20 protein-coding genes and 1 other annotated feature are annotated in these 20,618 nt (G+C 37.6%); of the genes, 16 read left to right on the forward strand and 4 right to left on the reverse strand.

The window, feature by feature from the left end; all coding sequences use genetic code 11:
• The first annotated feature begins 204 nt into the window (after positions 1 to 204).
• Positions 205 to 252 (forward strand) — a sequence feature (sodium ion sensor (DUF1646 type); this cis-regulatory element may regulate processes involved in with the transportation of sodium ions).
• Between the two features lie 116 nt (positions 253 to 368).
• The 10 genes from IGJ37_RS05970 (at position 369) to IGJ37_RS06015 (ending at position 9,372) form a co-directional block, all read left to right on the forward strand.
• The gene (locus IGJ37_RS05970) at positions 369 to 692 is read left to right on the forward strand and encodes a V-type ATPase subunit F (protein WP_002381927.1); all 324 of its coding nucleotides are present in this window, start codon (positions 369 to 371) and stop codon (positions 690 to 692) included.
• Positions 682 to 2,661: a V-type ATP synthase subunit I gene (locus tag IGJ37_RS05975; RefSeq protein WP_002394429.1), complete on the forward strand. Its 1,980-nt coding sequence runs from the start codon at positions 682 to 684 to the stop codon at positions 2,659 to 2,661. The genes IGJ37_RS05970 and IGJ37_RS05975 overlap by 11 nt, the downstream gene beginning before the upstream one ends.
• A gap of 27 nt (positions 2,662 to 2,688) precedes the next feature.
• The gene (locus IGJ37_RS05980) at positions 2,689 to 3,162 is read left to right on the forward strand and encodes a V-type ATP synthase subunit K (protein ID WP_002363905.1); all 474 of its coding nucleotides are present in this window, start codon (positions 2,689 to 2,691) and stop codon (positions 3,160 to 3,162) included.
• A 16-nt stretch (positions 3,163 to 3,178) separates the two neighbouring features.
• Positions 3,179 to 3,760, forward strand: coding sequence for a V-type ATP synthase subunit E (locus IGJ37_RS05985; RefSeq protein WP_002357678.1), 582 nt, complete (start codon positions 3,179 to 3,181; stop codon positions 3,758 to 3,760).
• 16 nt (positions 3,761 to 3,776) lie between these two features.
• The gene (locus IGJ37_RS05990) at positions 3,777 to 4,778 is read left to right on the forward strand and encodes a V-type ATPase subunit (RefSeq protein ID WP_174119002.1); all 1,002 of its coding nucleotides are present in this window, start codon (positions 3,777 to 3,779) and stop codon (positions 4,776 to 4,778) included.
• Positions 4,768 to 5,079: a V-type ATP synthase subunit F gene (locus IGJ37_RS05995; RefSeq protein WP_002357676.1), complete on the forward strand. Its 312-nt coding sequence runs from the start codon at positions 4,768 to 4,770 to the stop codon at positions 5,077 to 5,079. Before IGJ37_RS05990 ends, IGJ37_RS05995 begins: the two co-directional genes overlap by 11 nt.
• Before the next feature lie 17 nt (positions 5,080 to 5,096).
• Positions 5,097 to 6,878, forward strand: a complete 1,782-nt coding sequence (locus tag IGJ37_RS06000; protein WP_002371187.1) for a V-type ATP synthase subunit A — start codon at positions 5,097 to 5,099, stop codon at positions 6,876 to 6,878.
• Positions 6,871 to 8,247, forward strand: coding sequence for a V-type ATP synthase subunit B (locus IGJ37_RS06005; protein ID WP_002357674.1), 1,377 nt, complete (start codon positions 6,871 to 6,873; stop codon positions 8,245 to 8,247). The genes IGJ37_RS06000 and IGJ37_RS06005 overlap by 8 nt, the downstream gene beginning before the upstream one ends.
• A gap of 4 nt (positions 8,248 to 8,251) precedes the next feature.
• Positions 8,252 to 8,887, forward strand: coding sequence for a V-type ATP synthase subunit D (locus tag IGJ37_RS06010; protein WP_002357673.1), 636 nt, complete (start codon positions 8,252 to 8,254; stop codon positions 8,885 to 8,887).
• A 74-nt stretch (positions 8,888 to 8,961) separates the two neighbouring features.
• Positions 8,962 to 9,372 (forward strand): hypothetical protein, encoded by a 411-nt coding sequence (locus tag IGJ37_RS06015; RefSeq protein ID WP_002388088.1) that lies wholly within the window; start codon positions 8,962 to 8,964, stop codon positions 9,370 to 9,372.
• A 50-nt stretch (positions 9,373 to 9,422) separates the two neighbouring features.
• Here IGJ37_RS06015 and IGJ37_RS06020 read toward each other — a convergent pair whose 3' ends face one another.
• Entirely contained in the window at positions 9,423 to 10,319 is an 897-nt protein-coding gene (locus IGJ37_RS06020) for a serine hydrolase (RefSeq protein WP_252671410.1), read from the reverse strand.
• A gap of 154 nt (positions 10,320 to 10,473) precedes the next feature.
• Entirely contained in the window at positions 10,474 to 12,354 is a 1,881-nt protein-coding gene (locus IGJ37_RS06025; protein ID WP_252671044.1) for a fructose-1,6-bisphosphatase, read from the reverse strand.
• 197 nt (positions 12,355 to 12,551) lie between these two features.
• Between IGJ37_RS06025 and lysA the strand changes: the two genes are divergently transcribed.
• Both lysA and IGJ37_RS06035 read left to right on the forward strand, forming a co-directional pair.
• On the forward strand, positions 12,552 to 13,862 hold the full coding sequence (gene lysA, locus IGJ37_RS06030) for a diaminopimelate decarboxylase (RefSeq protein WP_252671046.1): 1,311 nt from the start codon (positions 12,552 to 12,554) through the stop codon (positions 13,860 to 13,862).
• Between the two features lie 145 nt (positions 13,863 to 14,007).
• A complete protein-coding gene (locus IGJ37_RS06035; RefSeq protein ID WP_252671412.1) occupies positions 14,008 to 15,000 on the forward strand; it encodes an alpha/beta hydrolase in 993 nt (330 codons plus the stop codon).
• A gap of 15 nt (positions 15,001 to 15,015) precedes the next feature.
• Here the strand turns inward: IGJ37_RS06035 and IGJ37_RS06040 are convergent, their stop codons facing one another.
• The gene (locus tag IGJ37_RS06040) at positions 15,016 to 15,549 is read right to left on the reverse strand and encodes a hypothetical protein (protein WP_002360384.1); all 534 of its coding nucleotides are present in this window, start codon (positions 15,547 to 15,549) and stop codon (positions 15,016 to 15,018) included.
• Between the two features lie 286 nt (positions 15,550 to 15,835).
• Here IGJ37_RS06040 and IGJ37_RS06045 point away from each other — a divergent pair, with 286 nt between their 5' ends.
• Together IGJ37_RS06045 and IGJ37_RS06050 are read left to right on the forward strand one after the other, a co-directional pair.
• Positions 15,836 to 16,690: a hypothetical protein gene (locus IGJ37_RS06045; protein ID WP_173963525.1), complete on the forward strand. Its 855-nt coding sequence runs from the start codon at positions 15,836 to 15,838 to the stop codon at positions 16,688 to 16,690.
• Positions 16,691 to 16,902: 212 nt separating this feature from the next.
• The gene (locus IGJ37_RS06050) at positions 16,903 to 17,442 is read left to right on the forward strand and encodes a GNAT family N-acetyltransferase (RefSeq protein ID WP_430598993.1); all 540 of its coding nucleotides are present in this window, start codon (positions 16,903 to 16,905) and stop codon (positions 17,440 to 17,442) included.
• Between the two features lie 97 nt (positions 17,443 to 17,539).
• On the opposite strand, the gene IGJ37_RS06055 is transcribed toward IGJ37_RS06050, so the two are convergent.
• A complete protein-coding gene (locus tag IGJ37_RS06055; protein ID WP_002357660.1) occupies positions 17,540 to 17,884 on the reverse strand; it encodes a metal-sulfur cluster assembly factor in 345 nt (114 codons plus the stop codon).
• Between the two features lie 275 nt (positions 17,885 to 18,159).
• Here IGJ37_RS06055 and IGJ37_RS06060 point away from each other — a divergent pair, with 275 nt between their 5' ends.
• Together IGJ37_RS06060 and IGJ37_RS06065 are read left to right on the forward strand one after the other, a co-directional pair.
• Positions 18,160 to 19,224 carry a dipeptide epimerase gene (locus IGJ37_RS06060; protein ID WP_002382304.1) on the forward strand — a complete coding sequence of 355 codons (1,065 nt, stop codon included), beginning with the start codon at positions 18,160 to 18,162 and terminating at the stop codon, positions 19,222 to 19,224.
• A 16-nt stretch (positions 19,225 to 19,240) separates the two neighbouring features.
• Positions 19,241 to 20,617 carry a transglutaminase-like domain-containing protein gene (locus IGJ37_RS06065; RefSeq protein ID WP_002363924.1) on the forward strand — a complete coding sequence of 459 codons (1,377 nt, stop codon included), beginning with the start codon at positions 19,241 to 19,243 and terminating at the stop codon, positions 20,615 to 20,617.
• Position 20,618 lies beyond the last annotated feature (1 nt).

A 20,618-nucleotide genomic window follows, 5' to 3' on the forward strand; every position in this document is an offset into this window, starting at 1 on the left:
GATCCCTCCAAATAAATTTAATTGTTTACGTAAGTATAGCACATTTATGTGAAAAAAATTCAAGATCAATAATTATAAAGCGAAAAAAATAATGCCTTTTTATTACCTATTATAAAAGTGAAAATTTGTTATTTTAATTCATTTGGGTAAGTATTGAATTTTGCGAAAAACTTTGCTAAGATGGTAGAGTATTGAATAAAGAATGGTTGGGCGAAAGCTTCAAGGATTCAGTTCTTCAAGGGGTGAGAAGAACAATTTTTGAGTTTGCGCCTTTTTGCATACCTAAAACAAAAGGGCTGAGCGTATCTCTATTTCGCTAGTCCTTTTTCTTATATGCTAAAGGTGTAAAAACTAAGGAGGTGGAGACAATGGTACAAGAAGTACTAGAGCAAATCAAGGCAGCGGAAGATGCGGTGGAAGAGCATCGGCAACAAGCTAAGATGAATTGTCGTTTATATGAAGAACAGAAGCAAGAACGTTTAGCTGAACTACGTCAAGAGAGTGAAGAAGCTGTTGAAAAAGTGCTGACGGATTCACTAGCAACGCAAGAAAAGATGTTACAACTTGAAAAAGAACAACTTTTAGATGAAACAAAGCGCACTGAACAAGCGCTTCACGAACGTTATGAAGCGAACAAAGAACAAGTCATTGATTCAATTATTGAGAGGGTGAAAGACGTTTATGGCAGTTAGTAAAATGGAAAAAATGACAATAATTGCCGCTGCCGAAAAAGAAGCAGCAATTCTACAAGCCATTCAAGGCTTGCAAATTGTCGAAGTAAAACGGATTTTTCATTCGCCTGAAGAAGAACAAGCCTTAAAGAGTCAATATTCTTTTTTACAAGCAGAACAGTCAACTGAACAGCTACGTAAATATGAAACGATGCTACAACAATTGCAAGAGCTTCTTTTATTTTTGACACGCTCTTCAGGAAAAGGCTTAAAGATAAAAAGAAAAGTCTATACCTTAGAAGAGTTGGAACAAACCTTTGATGAAGAAACATTACAAAGCTATTTGACGGAATTAAAGAATATTCAAGAATCTTTGAAACAAATTCAAACGGATCGTCAAGGATTAGAAGCCGAAGAAGAATTATTAGGCCGCTGGCAATATCTGGATATTTTACCGCATAAACAACAGTTAAAAAGTAGTTATGTCGTTCATGGTTCGATAAATCTAGCCAATAAAGCCAGTTTCTTGAGCGCTTTGTCTCAATGGCCAACGGTTTATTTTGAAGAAATTTATCAAAGTATGCATCATAGTTACTTTACACTCGTTTACCTGAAGGAACATCAGCAGAGTGTAACCGAGTTATTAAACCAATATAGCTTTGAACCACTCCAATACCGTTATGATGTTCCGCCTAAAGAGGCATATCAACAAGTCAAAGAACGATATGAAATTTTACAAAAAGAAGAAAAAGCCTTAAAGCAACAACTGGCTTCTTATCATGATTTCTATGAAACGTTTTGCTTGGCTGAAGAAGTCTTATTGGCGGTTATCCAAAGAGAACAAGCACGTCAACATTTGTTAAATGCTTCATCATTTTTCATCTTGCAAACGTGGATTCCAGTCGAAGAAAAAGCCGAGATTTTGACAGCGATTGAAGAAAAAGTTCCTAAGGACGAAATAGCTCTTACTTTTGAAAATCCTACGAAGGCGGAAATTGAGACGGATATACCAGTTAAACTAGCGAATAATAAATTGGTGCAGCCGTTTGAAATGTTAACAGAGATGTATAGCTTACCAAAATATGAAGAAGTTGATCCGACACCTGCGATGATGCCGTTTTATCTAGTCTTTTTTGGCATGATGGTAGCGGATATTGGCTATGGCTTACTGATGCTACTCTTGTCTATTATTGCGTTGAAAGCATTTGTTTTACCGAGAGGCATGAAGCGTTTTGCCGACTTTTTCTTGATTTTATCATTTCCAACAATTATTTGGGGCTTCATTTACGGTTCGTTTTTCGGTGCAGCATTACCGCCAACAATGTTTGGAATCAAATCACCATTTCCGATTTTATCAACGACCGAAGATGTAAATACGATTCTAATTTTATCGGTTATTTTTGGGTTTATCCAATTGGTTGTCGGTTTAATGATTAATGGGATTCAGTTATCAAAACAAAAGCGCTATTTAGATAGTATTAACGAAAGTTACGCTTGGTTAGGGATTTTGTTTGGTTTAGCATTGTTAGTCGTTGGTAAATTAGTGGTTAAAAATGAAGGTTTATTTACAGCAGGTGCGATTTTAGCTAGCCTTTCTGCCATTGCAATTATTGTGATTCCAATGATTCAATCGAAGGCCAAATTAAAAGGCTTAGCCAAAGGACTGTATGGACTATACGGTGTGACAGGTTATGTCGGTGATTTAGTTAGTTATACACGTTTGATGGCGTTAGGAATTGCTGGGGGAAGTATTGCTTCAGCGTTTAATATGCTCGTAGAGTTCATGCCGCCAGTTGCCCGTTTTAGCGTGGGCATCTTGCTGTTAATTGTTTTACATGCGTTAAACATATTCTTATCGTTATTAGGTGCTTATGTTCATGGCGCACGTTTGCAATATGTTGAGTTCTTTGGAAAATTTTACACAGGCGGTGGCCGGGCGTTTAATCCGCTAAAAACAAAAGAAAAGTATGTCAATGTTGAGAAAAAATAGAAAATTATTTATTGGAGGAAAATAGAGATGATGGATTACTTAATTAATAATAATGGTGGAATTGTTTTTGCAGTATTAGGAATGGCGATGGCGACAATTTTTGCTGGGATTGGATCAGCCAAAGGGGTTGGCTTTACTGGGGAAGCAGCAGCAGCTTTAACGACGGAGCAGCCAGAAAAATTTGGTCAAGCGTTAATTTTACAGTTATTACCAGGTACACAAGGACTATACGGTTTCGTTATTGCTTTCTTAATTTATATTAACTTAGGAAACGATATGAGTATGGTTCAAGGATTGAACTATTTTGTAGCAGCTTTACCAATTGCTTTTGCAGGATTGTTCTCTGGGATTGCCCAAGGTCGTGTAGCCGCTGCGGGGATCCAAATTTTAGCGAAGAAACCAGAACATGCAACAAAAGGAATTATCTATGCTGCCATGGTTGAAACTTATGCCATCTTAGGGTTCGTAATTTCCTTCTTACTTGTATTGAACGTCAAATAATTGAGGAGGCAGATGGATGGATGCCATTGAAAAAATCATCAGTGAAATTAAGCAACAAGGAAAGCAAGAAGTCGAAGCCTATGTCACCAGTGAACAAACGCGCATCGATCAAGAATTCCAAGCAGCACAACAAGAAATTTTGCTGAAGCAAGAACATGAAATAGAAAAACGACAACAACAATTATTAAAAGAATTTAAACAACGCCAACAACGGCAAACACTAGAAATTCGTCAGGATGCATTAAATAAAAAACAAGCATATCTTAATCAATTATTTGACGAAGTGGTCTTAAAGATGAGTGAATGGTCAGCGGAAGAATTTCAAGAATTCATGAAAGCACAATTAGGTTCACTTGAATTAACAGGAAAAGCAACCATTCTTTTAGGCGAGTATTCTCAAACGAAAGTGACGCAAGAATGGCTGACCGCCCTTTCTGATGCTACTGTTCAATGGGAGCTTTCAGAGGAAGTTGTCCCAAAAGAAAGTGGCTTTATCGTTGCAAAAGACGGTTTGGATTATAATTTTCTCTTTTCAGCATTAGTTGAAGAGATTCAAAAAACAGAAGGCTTTAAAGTAGCAGAAAAACTTTTCAGTTAAGAAGGGAGGACGTAGCATGAGAAAACCAACGTATCATCAAATTAATCCGCTGATTCGTTTAAAAGAAACGGAGCTGCTTTCTGAGCAACAGTTTCAACAACTTTTAGAAGCGGAAACAGTTGAAGACGTTAAAAATATGTTAAAAAGTACGGTTTATCAACCTTATTTAACCGAAACTTTTGAAGAAAAATTTGACTACCATTCTTCTGAAGCGCTGGGAAGTCTTTATCGCTGGTTATATGAAATTGCTCCAGAACCAGCTGTAGTAACGTTGTATACGATGCGTTTTACCTTCCATAACTTGAAAATTTTGACGAAAGCTGAGCGAACAGGTAAAGATTTTGATTATCTTTATTTAGAAGATGGTCGTTATTCTCTAAACACAGTCAAAAGTGCCATTCATACAAAAAACTCTTCCGAACTTGAGCCAGCATTATTAGAAGTGATCCGTGATGTTTTTGCCTATCTGGAAGAGGGCGGTTTGCCGCAAGCAATTGATATCCTTTATGATCGAGCATTTTTAAAGCAACAACGAAAATTGGCGGATGAATTGGGCTATGAAGAGTTAACGAAGGAAGTCATCGCTTTTATTGATTTAACCAATCTATCAACGATGGCTAGAGGGATTGTTCAACATCAAAACAGTAACTTTTTATCAACCGTGCTTTCTAGCGCTGGCAGTCTCTCAAAGAAAGAGCTGTTGACCTATGCGGAAAAGTCACTTGTAGAATTTACAGCATTTGTCAGAACAACGAATTACGGACAACTATTAGAAAAGATTATCAATAAAGAAACCAATGAATTAAATTTATTGGCTTTTGAAAAACTCAAAGATGATTACCTGACCTCAATGTATGAAAACGGTCGGACGGTTGCTTTTGGGCCGCTCCCATTACTAGCCTTTTTGAATGCGAAAGAGGTTGAATGGAAAAATCTACGTTTAATTTTGGTCGGAAAACATAGTGGGTTTTCAAATGAAAAAATTCGAGAAAGGATGCGAAAAGTCAATGGGGTATAAAATTGGTGTCATTGGAGACAAAAATTCAATCTTACCATTTAAACTGTTTGGCTTTGAGGTCCATCATGCCATTTCAGAAATGCAAGTTAGAGAAGCCATTGAAACTATGGCAAAAAATAAGTTTGGGGTCATTTTCATAACGGAAGAAGCCTCTACTTTAGCAGAAGAAACGATTGAACGATACAAAGAACAAGTGACACCAGCGATTATTTTAATCCCAAGTCATAATGGTACAATCGGAATCGGTTTAAGTGAGATTGAAAAAAATGTTGAAAAAGCAATTGGACAAAATATTTTATAATGCAAAGGAGAATGAGCGTGCAAATTGGAAAAATTGTCAAAGTTTCAGGTCCTTTGATTTTAGCTGAAAACATGTCAGATGCTAGTATCCAAGACATTTGTCATGTAGGAGATTTAGGCGTTATCGGAGAGATTATTGAAATGCGAGGCGACGTCGCTTCGATTCAAGTATATGAAGAAACAACAGGCATTGGACCAGGAGAACCAGTTATTTCAACAGGAGAACCATTATCTGTTGAATTAGCCCCAGGTTTAATTGCCGAAATGTTTGATGGTATTCAACGACCATTGGATACATTTCAAGAAGTAACCCACAGTAACTTTTTAGGCCGTGGCGTTAAAATTGATGCATTAGATCGTGAGAAAAAATGGACGTTTGAACCGACTGTGGCAGTTGGTGAAGAAGTGTCGGCAGGTGACATCGTCGGTGTGGTTCAAGAAACACCGATTATTCAACATAAAATTATGGTGCCTTTCGGCGTTTCAGGAACGATTGCCGAAATTAAAGCAGGTGACTTTGCCATTGATGAAACAGTTTACTCAGTGGAAACGGCTAAAGGAACGGAAAGTTTTAGCATGATGCAAAAATGGCCCGTTCGGCGGGGACGTCCCATTTTAGAAAAACTAAGTCCCAAAGTACCGATGGTGACCGGACAACGCGTAATTGATACCTTTTTCCCAATTACGAAAGGCGGAGCGGCAGCAGTTCCAGGACCATTTGGCGCTGGAAAAACAGTCGTTCAGCACCAAATTGCCAAGTGGGCCGATGTCGACTTAGTCGTTTACGTTGGTTGTGGGGAACGCGGGAATGAAATGACAGATGTTTTAAATGAATTTCCAGAATTAATTGATCCAACAACTGGTGAGTCTTTGATGAATCGGACGATTTTAATTGCGAATACGTCAAATATGCCGGTAGCGGCACGGGAAGCCTCGATTTATACAGGGATTACCATTGCAGAATATTTCCGTGATATGGGTTACTCAGTCGCAATTATGGCGGATTCTACTTCTCGTTGGGCAGAAGCGTTACGAGAAATGAGTGGTCGGTTAGAAGAAATGCCTGGTGATGAAGGCTATCCAGCCTATTTAGGTAGTCGCTTAGCTGAATATTATGAACGAGCAGGACAAGTCATCGCGTTAGGAAAAGATCATCGTGAAGGAAGCATTACGGCGATTAGTGCGGTTTCGCCATCTGGTGGGGACATATCAGAACCTGTCACACAAAATACGTTACGCGTTGTTAAAGTATTCTGGGGCTTAGATTCTCAATTAGCACAAAAACGTCATTTTCCTTCTATTAACTGGTTGCAAAGTTATTCTCTTTACTCCACAGAAGTAGGGCAATATTTAGACTTGGAATTGCAAGGAAACTGGGCCGCTATGGTAGCTGAAGGGATGCGGATTTTACAAGAGGAATCTCAACTGGAAGAAATTGTTCGCTTGGTTGGGATTGATTCCTTGTCGGATAAAGACCGTTTAACGTTGGAAACAGCCAAATCATTACGGGAAGACTATTTGCAACAAAATGCTTTTGATGACGTGGATACGTTCACTTCTCGAACCAAACAAGCGAAAATGTTGCAATTGATTCTAACTTTTGGTGAAGAAGGTCAAAAAGCCTTAAGTTTAGGCACTTATTTCTCTGAGTTAATGGCGGGAACAGTTGAAATCCGCGATCGCATTGCTCGTAGCAAGTATTTACCAGAAGAAGAATTAGAAAAATTGGATCGTTTACAAGCAGAAATTAAAACAACGATAAAAGAAATCATTGCTGAAGGAGGAATGACGAATGATTAAAGAATATCGCACAATCAATGAAGTCGTTGGTCCTCTGATGATTGTTGAAAAAGTGGCAGGCGTAAAGTACGAAGAATTAATTGAAGTACGCATGCAAAATGGCGAAATTCGCCAAGGGCAAGTTTTAGAAATCAATGGAGATAAAGCGATGGTCCAAATTTTTGAAGGAACGAGTAACATCAATATTCGTGATTCAAAAGTTCGCTTTCTGGGACATCCTTTAGAATTAGGGGTTTCGCCAGATATGATGGGGCGCGTTTTTGACGGCTTAGGTCGCTTAAAAGATAATGGACCAGAATTATTACCTGAGAAAAAATTAGATATTAACGGCGAAGTTATCAATCCAGTTGCTCGTGATTATCCCGATGAGTTCATCCAAACAGGGATTTCAGCGATTGACCATTTAAATACCTTAGTTCGTGGTCAAAAATTACCTGTTTTTTCAGCTTCTGGCTTACCTCATAAAGAATTAGCGGCGCAAATTGCCAGACAAGCCAACGTGTTAAATAGTGAAGAAGAATTTGCCGTAGTTTTTGCGGCCATTGGGATTACCTTTGAAGAAGCGGAATATTTTATGGAAGATTTCCGTCAAACAGGCGCAATTGATCGTTCAGTCTTGTTTATGAACTTAGCGAATGATCCAGCCATTGAACGGATTGCAACACCTAGAATGGCTTTGACAGCCGCTGAATATTTAGCTTATGAAAAGGGCATGCATGTCTTAGTTATCATGACGGATATGACCAATTATTGCGAAGCGTTGCGAGAAATTTCAGCAGCACGCCGTGAAGTTCCAGGACGTCGTGGTTACCCAGGTTATCTTTACACGAACTTAGCAACGTTGTATGAACGGGCAGGCCGAATTCGTGGCTCAAAAGGTTCCGTAACACAGATTCCTATTTTAACAATGCCAGAGGAGGATAAAACACATCCAATTCCCGATTTAACTGGCTATATTACGGAAGGGCAAATTATCTTGTCCCGGGAACTATATAAGAGCGGTATCCAACCACCAATTGATGTATTGCCATCACTTTCCCGTCTTAAAGACAAAGGAACTGGCGAAGGCAAAACGCGCGGGGATCACGCAGCGACGATGAATCAATTGTTCTCAGCCTATGCACAAGGGAAACAAGCCAAAGAATTAGCTGTCATTTTAGGAGAATCAGCTCTTTCTGATGTCGATAAAATTTACGCAGCTTTTGCCCAACGTTTTGAAGAAGAATATGTCAACCAAGGATTCGATACAAACCGTTCGATTGAAGAAACGTTAGATCTTGGGTGGGAACTATTAAGTATGCTACCGAGAACAGAACTAAAACGAATTAAAGAGGATATGCTCGATCAATATTTAACTGAAGGGAAGTAGAAAAATGGCTCGATTAAATGTTAATCCAACCCGTATGGAACTTTCCCGATTGAAAAAACAGTTAACTACGGCCACGAGAGGTCATAAGTTGCTGAAAGACAAACAAGATGAATTGATGCGACGGTTTATTGCGCTAGTCAAAGAAAACAATGAGTTACGTATTCAGGTTGAACAAGAAGTGACGGATGCGTTATCAAATTTTGTATTGGCAAACGCAACGTTGAACGAAGCCTTTATTGAAGAGTTAGTGGCAATTCCAGCCGAAAAAGTTGAATTAGAAATTATTGAACAGAACATCTTAAGTGTGCCAGTTCCTAAAATGATTTTTGATTACGATGAATCTGTTCAAGAAGCACCCTTAGATTATGGCTATGTGAATTCAAACAGCGAGCTTGATCAAGCTTTTGCTAAAATTTCAAGCATTTTACCGAAATTATTAGCACTTGCAAATGTTGAAAAGACGTGCCAATTATTATCAAAAGAAATTGAAAAAACGCGTCGTCGTGTCAACGCCTTAGAGTATATGACGATTCCACAATTAGAAGAAACAATTTACTACATTCAAATGAAATTAGAAGAAAATGAACGTGGCGAAATTACACGTCTAATTAAAATTAAAAGCATGAACAAAGAAAATTAGTGGTTAGAAAGAACGAGTGCGAAGCCAGTTGGTAGCTTTCGGGCTCGTTTTTAATAAAAAAGGGAGTGGAAAAAATGAAAAATGAAGAACGCCGCAAAGCGATTGCACTGAATTGTCAAAAGTACGAAAGTGACTATGCTCGCTTGGTGGAACCAATCAATGAGCTACTGTTAAACTTGGGAGCGGCTATTTCAGAAGAAGCCGCGAAGCAAATCATTCTGAATGTAAAACGATATCATCACGGCGTGAAATATCTTCCTGAGTGTCATTTAGATGAAAGTAACCAGTTTATCGAAGATGGGCTTGAAGCTCTTAAAAAGGGAGATTTAGGCAACGGTGCGTTACAACTATTTGGGGCTGGCTTAAACTTTGCTAGTTTTGCAGCAAAAGCACAAGGAACCAAAAAAATTGATGCCCACCAAATGTTGGCAGAACGTTTTACGAAGTTGTTGTCTGTACAAATGGATAATGATAACAAACAATAAAAAAATACCCTTGGTTTATTAAGTCATCTTAATAAACCAAGGGTATTTTCTTAACTGTTATCATTAGGATATTCAGACACCTGTAATTGCCATAACTTATCTGTCACTGAAGCAATAAACGCAGCACTCTTAGCATTATCAGGTCCTTTAGTAAAAATTGCTAAAGCAAAGGGGTGAGGTGTTTCTAAAATCCCCATATCATGAATAAATTCATCATAGGAACCAATTTTATGAGCAACTTTTCCTTGAGTTGTGGGAGTTTCCATTCTTTCATGGAAAACACTTTGTTTCATAGAATCATAAATCGCTTGGTAATCTGGTTTTGTTGCTTTTTCAGTATATAATTTTTGTAGAATAACAAGCGCATCTTCAGAAGAAAATTGTGGCTCTTCAATCGAAGGTGTCTTGTGCAAATAACGCTGATACATTTCTCGTTTTGCTTTTGCATCACCACCCAATGTGTCATAGAGCATATTTTTAGCGATATTATCAGAATAGGTGATGGCATATTCTTGTAACGTTTTTAATGGATATTCTGGTTGGATATTATAGGCAATGATCCCAGTTCCTTCTTCATAATCTTCTTCGGCGTTATAGGGAATCAGGTCTGTCCATTTTTTTTGACCAGAAGCAACCGTGTCGGCGACTAGCATCGTCAGGGGCACTTTAATAGTACTAGCTGTATAAAATTCATGTTGGCCATTCACGGAACGCTGTTCGCCAGTTTCTAAATCCAAATAACTAATCCCGACCGTTCCTTCAAATTCTTTGACAGAAGCGACGAGCAGGTCATTTATTTTATCAAAAAATACTGTATTTACTGTATTTGCTGAATTATTTTCTTCCTTGTCTTTCGTATGCTTCTCATGTTTGGCGGAATCAATTGTAACTTTTTGTTCAGATTCTTTGGCATAATCTTCGCCACGACTTGAGAAGAAGAAGCCCACAATTAGGAAAAAGCAAAGAAAGAAAATGATGCCGTATAGTGAGAGTTGCTGTTTCTTCAATGTAAAACCCTTTCCGTTTCTCTAATAGATATTTTTCTCAACTCCTCCATTTAATCATTTTTCGGATAAGAGCGCAAGCGTCTTTTTAACGGCACTACTGGTTTTGTTTCATTTGTTTTTGGAGTGCTTGCGATTGCTTTAATAGCTCTTTGCCGATAGTGGTATCTTTTACCAATAGCCGCTGTAAGGGACGATCGATGACTTGTTTGATGGAATGAATGTCTTGATTATTTAAAATGGCTGTTTCTTTACTAGAAAAAGATTTATGCGCGGTCAGTTGTAAACCAAACGAGTTGTACAACAATGTATAACCAGCAATTCCAGTAATTGTCTGATAAGATTTTGAAAAGCCGCCGTCAATTACGAGAAGCGCGCCATTTGCTTTGATCGGCGATTCGCCTTTTGTTCGTTTAACTGGTGTATGGCCATTAATGATATGTCGATTTTCACCAGTCACTTCAAATTCATCTAGGATTCTTTCACAAACTTCAACCGTATCACGCAAAGAGTAATAAGGATTCTTTTCTTCGTAATGTGTTTCTTTTTCAGCGAGAAAATAACGCTCGAAGGTTTTCATAGCTCGTTTGCCAAATAATGAGGAACCTTCGCCACACCAAAGATACCATAAACAATCTGTCGCATAGTCATCTGTACTAGCAGGCTGAGCGTAAGCTTCTTCTAACATTTCCTGAAAGAAGTCAACTAAAGCTTTTCCTGAATAGGAGTGGCCTTTAAATGTGTAAGCTTGAAAAGTACCGTCCGCATTCAGAGGCAGACAGCCATGAATCAATAAATTTTGATTATACACAAGGTAAAGAGAGGCTTTTTCCATTAGAAAGCGCATGTGTTTTGTTAACCGCGGCGAAGACTGAAATTGCGTTAATAAATCATCAATTATCTGTTTTTCCTCACGTGTTAATTGGTAAGGCTGCTCTTCAGAAACGGTTTGGAAACAGCTGTTAATTAATGTATAACGACATTTGTCAAAAGTAATAGTTTCCCCTTGAATCTTATCTAAGCGTAGCCGATGTGCCAAGTTAAAATCAGGGCGTCGACCAATAATTTGGCCTTCTAGTTTTTCTTGAATAATGGCAATGGCTTGTTGCACACGCATCGCTACTTGTTTTTCAGCTTCAGTTAACGCACGATAGGGATTTTTCTTGGGTGCAAAAGCAGGATTTTCTTTATACGTTTCTAAACTAAATTTTTTTAAGGCGGTTAAATCGATAGCATAACGTTCTTCTAACAAATCTAAATTTCCATAGCGAGCACAAATACGTACTACATTGGCTAAACAAGCCAGTGAACCACTATAAGCAGCCAGCCAAATCATATCATGATTGCCTAGTTGAATATCCAAGGAGTGATAGGACATTAATCGGTCCATAATTTTATCTGGTGCTGGCCCCCGGTCATAGATATCCCCAATAACATGTAGGTGATCGATAATCAGACGTTGGATTAGATAAGCTAATTCTGTTACGAAACGTTTGGCTTCACCTAGTAAAATAATTTTTTCAATAATTTGTTGATAGTAACCGTTTTTGGTTGTTGTTTCATCATATTGATAAATCAATTCTTCGAGAATATACCCATAGGTTTCAGGAAGGGCTTTGCGAACTTTAGAACGTGTGTACTTCATCGAAGAAGAACGGACGATTTCAACCAGACGGCGAATCGTTAATAGCCACCATTCATAAGAGAGGGCGCTTTCATTTTCTAAAAGTGTTAATTTTTCTTCTGGATAGTAGATAATAAAACAAAGCTCGTCCATCTGATGGGCATTTAATTCTTGTTTAAATAAAAATTGAACTTTTTCTCGGATTCGCCCAGAACCATTTCTTAAAATATGGTCAAAAGCTTCAAATTCACCATGTAAATCACTGACAAAATGTTCTGTTCCTTTCGGTAAATTCAAAATTGCTTCCAAATTAATAATTTCTTCAATTTGTTGATCGCGGTTCAGTGTAGCCAAGTCATCTGCCTTCTTTCTTTTTCGTATATACCAATTTTTATTTAAAAGATTAAAGTCTTGATAATAAAGGTTTTTTATTCGTATGCCAATTATTGTAGGCTATTTGGCGAAAAAAAGCAACAGGAGAAAGTCAGAGAAAAATGTGGAAAATTATAGGAAGCTACTGGGTTTTATGCTATGATTTTTAATAAAACAAAATGAAGGGGCGGGAAAACATGTTATTTGGTACAGCAAAAATGAATCGGGAAAGTCATTTAGAAATCGGTGGTTGTGACACCGTAAAGTTGGCGCAAAAATTCGGGACGCCGTTATTTGTCTATGATGTCGCTCATATTCGCGCACAAGCACGTGGTTTTAAACAAACGTTAAATCAATTAGGTATCAAAAATAAAGTGGTTTATGCAAGTAAAGCATTTAGTTGTTTAGCTATTTATCAAGTGTTAAAGGAAGAAGATATTGCTTGTGATGTTGTCTCTGGTGGAGAACTATTCACAGCTTTAAAAGGGGGCATGGAGCCAGCGGAAATTGAGTTCCATGGAAATAATAAAATCCCTGAAGAATTACGTTATGCTTTGGATAACAAAATAGGTACAATTGTCATTGATAATTTTTACGAAATTGACTTGTTGGAAGAATTATTAGCTACACGAAACCAAACACAAAAAGTTCTTTTTCGGGTGAGTCCTGGCGTGGATGCAGAAACACATGATTACATTTTGACAGGCCAAGAAGATTCAAAATTTGGTTTTGATGTTGCAAGTGGCCAAGCAACAGAAGCGCTCGTTCGCCTTTTATCAAATCCCTCTTTTGATGTGCAAGGGGTCCATTGCCATATTGGCTCGCAAATTTTTGCTGTGGAAGGCTTTTTAGCTGCTGTTGAAAAAATGTTCACTATTTTAGAAGACTGGCGGCAAGTCCATCAATTTACAGCACGTGTTTTAAATATGGGTGGTGGTTTTGGTGTGCAGTACACGCAACAAGATGAGCCATTAGCACCAGCAACATTTGTTGAAAAAATTGTTTATTCCTTGAAAGGTCATTGTGAACAATTAGGGTATCCACTGCCTGAGCTTTGGATTGAACCAGGCCGCAGTTTAATTGCCGAAGCGGGCACAACGATATATACAGTTGGCGCGCAAAAAGAGGTTCCTGGTGTTCGTCATTTTGTTTCCGTAGATGGTGGCATGGGTGATAATATACGGCCTGCTTTGTATCAAGCAGTTTATGATGGTTTTCTAGCGAATCGTGATGGGCATGATTCAGTCAAGAAAGTCACAGTGGTTGGTAAATATTGCGAATCAGGCGATGTCTTACTTCGAGATATTTTATTGCCAGAAGTTAAAGCAGGGGATTTATTGGCCATCAGTAGTACGGGGGCTTACGGTTATTCAATGGCAAGTAATTACAACCGAAATCCTCGACCAGCGGTGGTTTTTGTCGAAGATGGACAAGCAAAATTAGTTGCTCGCCGTGAGACATATGAAGATATGACAACGTTGGATTGTTGATAGATTAAAAGTAGCCGCCTCTTTTTGAGACGGCTGCTTTTTTTCAAAAAATAACAAAATGTAAGGGTGATTTCTTTCAGAAATGAAAAATCCATAGTATATTAAATGAAGAAGGAAATACTTTAGAAGAGGGTGTGATTTGCAGATGAAATGGCTCCTCGGGTTACTGATCATTTTTGCAATAATTGGCGTTGTTTTTTCTTTTTACATTGCCAATTATTTTTTGAAAATTGCGTTGCTTAAAGACAACCCTTGGTATCATAAAAAAGGGCATCGGTTATTAAATCCTGATAATTTTCAAGAACGTGAAACAAGATATACAAAAATAGAAGAACAACAAAAACAAGAAGGCGAAGCTTTTTGGACAGAGTCTTTTGCTGAAGATCGTTGGTTGAAAATTAAAGATGAAACATTGTATGCACGGTGCTTTATTCCTTATCCAGATAACCATCGTTGGGCGATTTGTGTGCATGGTTATCGTTCAAACGGAAAACGCGATATGGCATATACTGCATTACGTTTTGCAGAAGAAGGCTACAATGTTTTAGTTCCCGATTTGCGTGCGCACGGGAAAAGTTCAGGGAATAAAATTGGGATGGGATGGCTGGATCGGTTAGATTTATTAAGTTGGCTTAGTGAAGTTCTTGCCATTGATATGGAAGCAGAAATTATTTTAGTGGGCGGTTCCATGGGAGCGGCTACTGTCATGATGGCAAGTGGTGAAAAGTTACCAACGAATGTCCGCGGATTAATAGTGGATTGTGGCTATGCTTCTGTTTATGATGAATTTAAATATGTCCTACATGAATCTTTTCATTTACCCGCTTTTCCTATTTTAACGATTGCTAATCAATTAGCATTAAATAACTATGGCTTTCAATTGAAAACTGCTTCTTCCGTGAGACAATTACACAAAAATACGTTGCCCACATTCTTTATTCACGGTACAGGTGATCGCTTTGTTCCAATGACAATGTTTGAAGAAAATTTAGCGGCAACTCAGGGGATAAAAAAAGGTCTCATTGTTGCTAAAGCACCACATTTATCTTCAAGTGTCTACGAACCTGAAAATTATTACAGTAGTATTTTTGAATTTTTGGAAGAAAACTGTCCTGCGGTAAAAACAATATCCGACTAAAAAAGACATGGATTTTCATGATTCCATGTCTTTTTTTTGTCTGACTCGTTTAGTTAAATTTAAAGTGCTTAAAAAGAAAAATAACGGCGCCAAACTACCAAGGCAAAGAAACCATTTCATTGAATAAGTTAACTCTTGCTGTAAAAGAGATTCTCGTATATAGCTGAAACCTTCGCCATGGACCCGCAAATAAATATAAATGTAAGCAAAAAGAATCACTAAAGGCAAAATACAGACTTCTAATATTTCCAAAAGATAAGGAAATGTTTTATTTAATAATTTGAGGCGTGTCTTATTCAATAGATAAGCAAAAATGAAAATTGACCATAAAAAACCAAAAAAACTAATCAAATAAAAAATCAGATTCGCACTTCCTGCATTCATAAAAGCTTTCGGGAAAAGTAGTCTGCCGATGAATGTATTTTTAATTGTAAAAGGCACATCAAAAATGGAAATATAAAGACAAAAAAGTACTAATGTTAACAAGGCATGCCAAATCTTTTTCTCCATTTCATTTAAAAAATATCTAATTACTTGGTACATTTCCATAAACTGTCGCTCCGTGTTTGAAATAATCGTAGTTTTGACTATACCATAGCTGTTCTCAATTTTCTTGAAAAAAATACACGCAACCAGCCTCGACTATACGAAACACACAGAGTGTCTAAAAAATAAGTTGCCGATCGCATTTTTTCGCATGCTAGTGTTGCACTTCTGTTTCGTTGGTGTTTTCTAATTGCTGATTTGTTGATTAAAAAAGGGAAGGAGGGAGCGTTTTTCTAGTATAATAATATAAAAGAATATAGAGAAAATCGTAGGATGGGAGTTATTCAAAGTGGCGGAAATTACAGTTAAGACAATTTCAGCGAAAGATGATTTAAAGAAGTTGCTTTTGGGTCAAGAGTATGACCACCAGCAGCCGGTTAAAAATATTTTAAAAGCTAGAACATCGAATGTCCATATTGAAAAGTACGAGGTTGTGGAGGATGTTTTTTTAAAGTTAACTGGGAAGGCGACCGTGCACAAAGATATTATGAACTCATTTTGGACAACGTATAAAATTATGTTACAACTTGTTTATCCCGATTTCTTTAGACCAGCGGAAGTAATTGGGGAAAATCAAGAAAGCTATTTAGAAAAACCTTCTGAACAGAATTTGCTTGCAGTAAATAGCAAGTATCCGCCTCATGATTCCGGGACATCGGCTGTGATTTCGGACCGATATTTAACTTATTTTGACCAAGTTTTTCCTGACTATTTACCAAATCCTGTACCAAAAAAATATACATGGAATGAATTCCTTCTCGACAATTTTACTAAATTTGAGCGAGTTCATCAGGACCCACAATTAAAGCGTTTTGCCGAACTTACCCATTCAATTGGAAACATTACAGTAGTTCCACTAGGATTTAACAGCGGAAGAAGCTTATCGTTTAAAGATTATTGGGATTATTCTTTAGAACAACTTTCGATATTTTTAGCTTCATTTCATTCATGGGAAAGCTACGTTCATACGTATGAGATGCAACCATTTTTAAATGAACAGTATCAACCAGTAGCGCTATGGAAAAATCATTTGAAAAAAGACTCGTTTATCTTACCTCAGAATATAGAGGAGATAAATGAATATTTAGTTCAAGTAAATCAACGAATAGAAAAAAGAGGGCAGCGAATAGTGAATCGGTTGTAATGAAATAAGAATCGACTTTTCACTAAACGTTGAAAGTCTCGAATCGTGTGCTCTTTTATTGACTCAGGAACAGAGAACGATTAAACTACTAGATTAGTATCAAAAAATAATTGCGTATAGGGCTAACCAGTCGCATGTTTAAATAACTTTTAGGTCTTATGTAAGTAACAAAAGTTATTAGTACGAAGCAATCATTTTAGAAAGGAGCTTTTATGCAATTCACATTATTAAATCAAGAAAATCAAGCCTATTGGGAAGCAACCTACATAGAAGCTTTTCCAGAAGAAGAGAGACTGCCGTTTGGTCAATTATTGACGTCTTCTCAAGAAGGAAAATTTCATTTGTTTGTTATTCAAGAGGCGGATGAGAACGTGGGGATTTTGTTAAATAGTCAAATTGCACCTGAAGCAACCTATGTCTTTTTCTTTGCAATTGATCAGCACCACCGAAACAAACGATTAGGCTCAACCGTGTTAGCGTTATTGAAGACACGTTATCCTAAGGGGGTTCTTTTAGAGAGTGAAGAAATTGGCAAAAATGCAGCGAATGAAGCCCAAAGAGAAAAACGTTATCAGTTTTATGAAAGAAATGGCGTGCTGGATACAGGGTATCTGATTATGGATAGAGGGCTCACTTTTCATATCATGTTTGCTGGAGCGTCAGGCTTCGGTGGAACGCAGCTACAGTTTTTATTAGACTTCCATCCAGTAGCAAAAATTTGGAAAAAGCCAAGTATTGATGGCATCAGGTAGTTTTTTTCAAATAAGTAAATTAAACAAACAAAAAAACATATGAAAGAACGGACCAATCGGTTCTTTCATATGTTTTTTATCATTAGTCTCGAAATAACTAGCGAATACCCAAAGCAATTCGTGCGTAACGGCTCATTTTATCCGTTGTCCAAGCAGGGTACCAGACTAATTTTACTTCGATATTATTCACTTCAGGAATATCTTTTAAAACACCATGGATTTGTTCTGTTAAAACATCTGCTAACGGACAACCCATTGTGGTTAAGGTCATTTTGATGACAGTATCACCAGTTTCTTCTGCAAATTCAACTTCATAAATTAGTCCTAAATTAACAATATCGATGCCTAATTCAGGGTCAATCACTGTTTCTAATGCAGTTAAAATATCTTCTTTAATTGCTTCAACTTCTTCGGTTGAACGTTGTTGAGGTTGTTCACTCATTCGTCTTCTACTCCTTTGCAAGTTGCCTCTTTACTATCATACCTTTTTTAAGAATGTTTGTAAATGAGAAGTATCTCACATGTCATGGAATTTACTGATTTATTAAAAAAGCTCATAAAATTCGAAATTCATTTTATTTTAATCTAAATCTCATTATTTTATTGACATTAGAAAACAATGAGTTTAGAATGATCGATAACAATCTAAATTTAATTTTTGGATATTTTTAAAAAACTGAATTTTCAGTCAATTGGAAATATCAAAGGGAGGATTTTATGAAAATTAAGCAGGTACATGTTAGGGCATCGAAAATTAAACTGAAAGAAACATTTACGATCGCTTTGGGGACGATAGAATCAGCGGATAGTGCAATTGTGGAAATTGAAACAGAAGAGGGATTAGTTGGATATGGAGAAGGAGGGCCAGGCATTTTTATTACCGGTGAAACGTTGGCTGGCACGCTTGAAACGATCGAATTATTTGGCCAAGCAATCATTGGCTTAAACCCCTTTAATATTGAGAAAATTCATGAAGTGATGGATAAAATATCTGCTTTCGCTCCAGCGGCAAAAGCAGCAATCGATATTGCTTGTTATGATTTGATGGGTCAGAAAGCTCAACTGCCTCTTTATCAATTGTTAGGCGGCTATGATAACCAAGTAATAACGGATATTACACTAGGTATTGATGAACCAAATGTGATGGCACAAAAAGCCGTCGAAAAAGTCAAACTAGGTTTTGATACATTAAAAATTAAAGTCGGAACAGGAATTGAAGCTGATATCGCAAGAGTAAAAGCGATTCGTGAAGCAGTTGGCTTTGATATCAAGCTCCGCTTAGATGCGAATCAGGCTTGGACGCCCAAAGATGCAGTTAAAGCGATTCAAGCATTAGCAGATTATCAAATTGAATTAGTGGAACAGCCAGTTAAAAGACGCGATTTAGAAGGTCTAAAATACGTTACTTCACAAGTTAATACGACAATTATGGCTGATGAAAGCTGTTTTGATGCTCAAGATGCGTTGGAATTAGTTAAAAAAGGCACAGTCGATGTTATCAATATAAAATTAATGAAGTGTGGCGGCATTCATGAAGCGCTGAAAATTAATCAGATTTGTGAAACAGCAGGCATCGAATGCATGATTGGTTGTATGGCGGAAGAAACAACCATTGGCATCACGGCTGCTGCCCATTTAGCTGCTGCTCAAAAGAATATCACACGAGCAGATTTAGATGCGACATTCGGTTTAGAAACTGCGCCCGTAACTGGGGGCGTATCCTTAGAAGCAAAACCATTATTGGAATTAGGAGAAGCAGCTGGATTAGGCATTTCTCATTAAAAAAGGAGTAAAGTAAATGAAGTATGATTTAAAGTATCTTAGTGTTCCTTTGCCTGAGGAAATTCAAAGGGTGAAAGAATTTGGCGATTTTGCAAGTGCGGATATTGCCATTGATTTTTGGTTGACAAAAGAACTTCCGCAGGCATTAAAAGAACGTTTGATAATTGAAAAAGATGTCATTAAAATGATGCGTATGAATGAGTATCCTCATAGCTTTGCAAAAGCTGATCAAATGATGAGAGATACTTTTCAGGATTATCAAACAGAGGAATTAATTCGTTTAAAAGAAACGGGATTAGTGGACTGGGTTTATATTGATGGTGAACCGTATTTCCAACTTCGATTTTTGGCCAATTTAATTAAAACAAATGCGGCATATGTTGCACGTTTGCGGGAAGCAGAAAGCAATCAATTAGAAATTCTCCGCAAAAAAGAACTAAAAGAGAACATCGAACAAATGCAAAAAAACGGTGGTAGAAAAGTGAGAACAACAATTAAAGCCACCATTCAGGTGAAAAAAGAATTTGAGCGTCCAGGTGAGCGTGTTCGTGTCCATTTGCCGCTGCCCAAAGCGTGTCAACAACAATCAGAAATTGAAATCCTAGCTACGTCACCTGAAGCAACCTATATTGCGGCAGAAGATGCGCCTCAACGAACACTGTGTTTTGAAACAATCTTAAAAGAAAATCAAACGTTTACAGTTGAATATTGTTATGTTAATCGGATGGTTTACCAACAGTTAGAAGAAAATAACGTAGACAAAATGCAACCAAGCTTTGATTTAGAGGAACAGTTACCGCATATTCGATTCACGCCTTATTTAAGAAATTTAGCAGATGAGATTGTGGGCGATGAAAGTAATCCCTTAAAAAAGGCACGCTTGATTTATGACTTTGTGACGACAAAGATTCATTATTCTTTCATGCGTGAATATTTTACAATTTCCAATATTTCAGAGTATGCTGCAACTAATTTAAAAGGAGACTGCGGCGTGCAAGCGGTTTTGTTTATCACGCTTTGTCGGATTGCAGGGATACCAGCCAAATGGCAATCGGGATTATATGTTTCTACACATTATACAGGCTGTCATGATTGGGCACAATTTTATATAGAACCGTACGGCTGGCTCTTTGCGGATTTATCTTTTGGCGGAGGTGCTTACCGAGACGGGGATAGACAGCGGTGGAATCATTATTTCGGCAATTTAGATGTTTTTAGAATGGTCGCAAATAGTGAGATCCAGGCAGACTTTCAGCCGGCAAAAATGCAATTGCGTGCAGACCCAATTGACAACCAGCGGGGAGAATTTGAGTACGAAAATGAGGGCTTGCCCTACGCATGCTTGATAGTTTCGCAAGAACGGCTTTCCATGGAAGAGTTGCCGTTTGATTGAC

The organism is Enterococcus sp. AZ104 (assembly GCF_050546705.1).
Classification (GTDB): domain Bacteria; phylum Bacillota; class Bacilli; order Lactobacillales; family Enterococcaceae; genus Enterococcus; species Enterococcus faecalis.